At 36.9% G+C, this 1728-nt stretch carries 1 protein-coding gene; it reads right to left on the bottom strand.

All coding sequences use genetic code 11. The annotated features are described in order from the left end of the window. Positions 1–251: 251 nt before the first annotated feature. Positions 252–1592 (bottom strand): IS30 family transposase, encoded by a 1341-nt coding sequence (locus ROSEINA2194_RS20340; protein ID WP_044927528.1) that lies wholly within the window; start codon positions 1590–1592, stop codon positions 252–254. Between the last annotated feature and the right edge of the window lie 136 nt (positions 1593–1728).

Here is a 1728-nt window from a genome sequence, read left to right as displayed (position 1 = left end):
CCTTGAATGAAAAACTAAAACCCAACTGAAAATACGTCTAATAATCAAAATTCTGTTCTGAGGTCAAATAAAGCCCTAATAATGGATGTTCAAATTCAAATATCATGCTATAATTAAGGCATTCCAGATAGCAGGTATATATTTGTTTGCATGATTAACAGACGGCTGGCTACTTGTTATGCAAAAGTAAATGCGACCCGTCTATTTAATACCTATTGACAAATCGATTACTATCTGCAGCTTCGGTCTAATTACTTTTTAACGAATAAATCTGGCATTAAATGCACTTCATCTGGCGGGATGAGGTGCATTTTTAATAATGACATTAATGCTTTGAAATCTTCATCATCCTCTTCTACGAGCTCGTATGGACTTTTATTTCCAAGTCCAGGACGTTTTACACTATTGATATGATTCATTAATAAAGTCATATCTTCTTGCGTGTATGGGTTTAAGCTTTTTCCTTTTGGCACGGCATAACGAATAAATTCATGATTCTTCTCGATACACCCTTTTTGCCATGAAGCCATTGGATCACAGTAATAAAGGCTTGTTCTATAAACTAGGAACCCATCCTCATCCAGCGTAAGTTCTAACTCATCTACCTTCTTGAATTCGCTGCCGTTGTCAGTTAATATAACCGGAAACAACCGTCTAAAAACATCTATTCCCAATCCTGTCTCGAGATAGTCCAGAACCCTTTTTACGGATTCTGCTTTTCCATCTGGCATCAGGAATAGTAGCATTACGTTGTTCTTTCTAAAGATCATTGTAAGCAAACGCTTTCCAGATTCTCTAACGCCTTTTACAGTATCCATTTCTGTTACTTCATCTTCTGAATATTTGAATTTCATCGCATACTCAAAATCCTCATATGTCCTACACTGTCTATACTCCATTGAGTGAAATCCATTGATATCGTTGTACTTTTTCTTCCGTGGTTTGTAGCCTGTCTTTCTTCTTAAATCTATGTTTTTAATAGATAAGGCACCTTCATCGATATAGTTATAAAGTGTTCTCAAACACACTGGCATTTCATTTTCATGTTCTGCATATATGTGTGTTAAAGGCTGGCCTTTCTTAACAAGTCGAGTCACAAGTTCATCCAATTCTTCCTTCTTTTCATCAGAAAGTCTAACTCCTTGTCGACTCTCCGATCTACGACGAGTTACAGCTGCATCAGCGAATTTCGCACTGTAAATATACTTATCTTTGTTGCAAAGCTTTTTATCCTTACAGTTATTACAAACATACGGAGGCGAATCAAACTTATGGCAAGCAACTGATACATATCTATCGCATACCTTGGTACAATCCACTCCTCTGCAAAGTCTACACTTTGTATTACAGGCTTCTTCATCACAGCCGCACAAATTCCTTACTGTGCATTGTCTTGCCATGCGGCAATCTTTTCCATTCGGGTAATTACCTTTAATGAAGGTTCTGTTTTCTTTAACTTCATGTGCAATAGTAGATGGATGTCTGCGAAGTCTTTTTGCTATTTTTTTGAATGACTCCCCGATGCATATCCCAGTTTCTATTGCTATTCGATCTGACAGGTCCATTTGTCCGCTAGCATTGTAATAATTCATATCTGCTCCTTTCCCAGCAGATAGTAATCGATATAACCAATATATCATGCCTTGGAAAGGGCTGTAGAAAAAGTAAACTAGACCTTTTATAGCCATTTTCAGTTGTCAAAGTACAGGTTTAATTTTTCATTTTAGG

The organism is Roseburia inulinivorans DSM 16841, from assembly GCF_000174195.1.
GTDB classification, from domain to species: Bacteria; Bacillota; Clostridia; order Lachnospirales; family Lachnospiraceae; genus Roseburia; species Roseburia inulinivorans.
This window is presented reverse-complemented; position numbering and strand designations above follow the sequence as displayed.